General features: G+C 69.9%; 4 protein-coding genes. 2 read left to right on the plus strand and 2 right to left on the minus strand.

The window, feature by feature from the left end:
* The coding region (locus AC6CKD_RS37870; RefSeq protein ID WP_498333962.1) for a hypothetical protein at positions 1-605 on the plus strand (605 nt) is incomplete at its 5' end.
* Positions 606-638: 33 nt separating this feature from the next.
* Here AC6CKD_RS37870 and AC6CKD_RS37875 read toward each other — a convergent pair.
* The gene (locus AC6CKD_RS37875; RefSeq protein WP_498333963.1) at positions 639-776 is read right to left on the minus strand and encodes a hypothetical protein; all 138 of its coding nucleotides are present in this window, start codon (positions 774-776) and stop codon (positions 639-641) included.
* An 85-nt stretch (positions 777-861) separates the two neighbouring features.
* Between AC6CKD_RS37875 and AC6CKD_RS37880 the strand changes: the two genes are divergently transcribed.
* Entirely contained in the window at positions 862-1,467 is a 606-nt protein-coding gene (locus tag AC6CKD_RS37880) for a dihydrofolate reductase family protein (RefSeq protein ID WP_498333965.1), read from the plus strand.
* Positions 1,468-1,712: 245 nt separating this feature from the next.
* Here the strand turns inward: AC6CKD_RS37880 and AC6CKD_RS37885 are convergent.
* On the minus strand, positions 1,713-2,559 hold an 847-nt coding region (locus tag AC6CKD_RS37885; RefSeq protein ID WP_498333967.1), incomplete at its 5' end, for an STAS domain-containing protein.

The raw sequence follows: 2,559 nt of genomic DNA on the forward strand, positions 1-2,559 counted from the left end.
ACCAAAGCGGAGCAAGCTCAGTCCCTGTGCTCACGTTGTGCCGCGCCTTCTCAGGAGCGGGTGAAGCGATCCTGGCCGCGGGGACGCAGCGCGGCGCCCGCCGCCGTGAGGCGGCCTTCCGCGACCTGATCCTCACCTGGGCCGGCCAAGGCGGCCCCGAGCTCACCCGCTGGTTCGCCGCCGTCCTCAGGGAACGCGCAGGCCGCCCGGACATCATCGAGATGCCCCGTACTCCTGAACGAACGCTCCGCTCCCTCATCCCCTCCCTCACCGCCAGCCCGCCTGTGTCCGGTAAGCCCTCGCAGGCGGCTCTCGTCATGGCCGCCTGGACGGCGGCACACACCGATTACCAGACAGAGCGTCCGGCCTCAGCGCAGCTCCAACTCGCCCTGCCGCCCCGCATCGACGAGAACTCTTCGGGACCATGGCGACTGCGTACCGTCGGGTGTGCCGAGCCGGATGCCTTCCACCTTCGCATCGATGCGTTTCAGGGTCCCGGCGCGTTCGTCCAGCTGGGGGCGCCCATTGCCGCCTGCAGCCTCGACCTGCACCAGGGGGCCTTGCTGATCGCGGCCAGAGCCGGTTGGAGTGCGTCAGTGAGCTGACCCTCGCTACCCTCGCGCGGTGTCATCATCCGCTCATTCGGCTTCGTGGCGGGCCAGGCGCCGGCGGAGTTCGAGGTTCTCGCCCTGCGCGACTTCCAGGGCCCGGCGGAGCTGTGTGGCCCGGACCGTCCGCGGGTGACGCTCCGCCGGTCTGTTCGGCTGCAGTGTCATGGGCTTGTCGTACTCACGGCGCGGCCGATGAGTTTGTGGCTCCCGGCCGGTCCAAGCTCGTGACACCCCAGGAAAGGACACCGCCATGTCGGAGCTTCTCGTCGACTTCATCACCTCCCTCGACGGCCACGCGTCGGGGGAGGGATGGCCCGGGTTCTGGGGCCTCGAAGGCCCGGAGTACCTCGCGTGGCTCGGCGAGCAGCCCGAGGCCACCTACCTGATGGGAGCGAACACCTACCGCCTTATGTCTGGCTTCGCTGCAGGCCAGGTCCCCAACGGCCAAGACGAGTTCAGGCCCGAAGAAGAGGCGTCCGTCGACGAGCTCACGCAAGCGTCCAAGGTGGTGTTCTCCTCCTCGCTCGAGGAGCCACTGACGTGGGCCAACTCCACGCTCGTCCGCGACGACGCCGTCGAGGCGGTCCGCGCCATGAAGTCGAGCGGCTCCGGGCTCCTCAGCACGATCGGCAGCCTCAGCCTGTGCCGGTCCCTGCTACGAGCCGGACTCGTCGACCGCTTCCGGGTCGTGATGTTCCCTGTGATCACCGGGGCCACGGGCGAAGAACGCATCTACGACGGCTATCCGGACGTTGCCCTCGAGATGATCGACCACCGCACCTTCGACGACCGCATTCAGCTGGTCGAGTACAAGCCCCGCGTGCTCGAGCACCCGCCGCTCGGCGTCCCCGCCTGACGTCGCCCCGTCCGCCGGTCCGAACGGCCGCCAGGCAGGCGCCAGCGGTGCGGAGCAAGACCTGCTCAGGGGCCCTCATCGCCGTCTGGTCGGCCTGGATGGCGCAACGCGGCGGGGGAGAGCGCCCGGTACGCGTGATCCGCCTGGACGGGCACCGCGCACGCAACGACGGGTTCCTCTCGGCGGGGGAGTGCGTCTGCGACAGCCTGGACGACCCGTGCGATCCCTTCCAAGAGCTGACCTGCTCAAGGGGGGACGTGCCTGCAGCCCCTTCGAGCGTCGCCCAGCGTGCCTCCGAGGCGGCTGTGGGATGTGAAGGCCTGCAGAGGCCGGCCGTGGCCGTCATGGCAATCGCCCCCGACAGCATCCGGCACGGCGGGGGCAGCGGCACTCTGCGCGCCTGGGCGCAGGACATGACGTTCGTGTGTGAGTTCCGGGACGCCGGATAGATTCCCGGCGTGATGGCCGGCCGCGTACGCCCTACGGCGGAGCGGATCGGCGGGCGCGGCCTGTGGCTCGGACATCAGCTGCGCGACCTGGTCGCCATCCGTTCCACCCGCGACCGGGGCACCACCATCCGCCTCCACATGGACGCACGCACCCGCAGTCCATAACTGAGGCCGGCCGTCCGGGTGTGCCCAGGGGATCTCGCCATGCGTGGGCGGGCGGGGGTCGGTGGGGAACAGGGACCGGGTGCCGGTCATTTCCAGCAGGCGCGTCAGCTGGTCGTTGGGGGCGGCCAGACGGATGACGGCGCCTATGGCCTGCGCGGTCTGCCGGGCGGCGAGGAGGGCGTTGAGTCCGGACGGGTCGCAGAAGGTGAGGCGGCTGCAGTCGACCACCAGCGGCCGGGTTGACGTGGCGTGGATGAGAGCCTCGGCGAGCGCCAGCCGCAGAGGCTGGGCGGTGTCGAGGTCGATCTCACCGACGGCCTGGACGATGACCGTCTGGCCCCGGACTTCCACGCGGAATCCGTTGCCGTCGGCTTCCCGGCGAGAGCATTCGGTCATGCTGATCACTCCTCGGATCGGCAGGCACGGTCCCCGATGCCCGTGGGACTGGTGCTGATTTTCGGGGGTGGACGTCAGGTGG

The organism is Streptomyces sp. GQ60 (genome assembly GCF_059758875.1).

What these genes read in the sequence shown, in the direction of transcription:
- AC6CKD_RS37875 (WP_498333963.1), bottom strand. Translation starts at nt 776, where the DNA reads ATGACACTGCAGCCGAACAGACCGGCGGAGCGTCACCCGCGGACGGTC.
- AC6CKD_RS37880 (WP_498333965.1), top strand. Translation starts at nt 862, where the DNA reads ATGTCGGAGCTTCTCGTCGACTTCATCACCTCCCTCGACGGCCACGCG.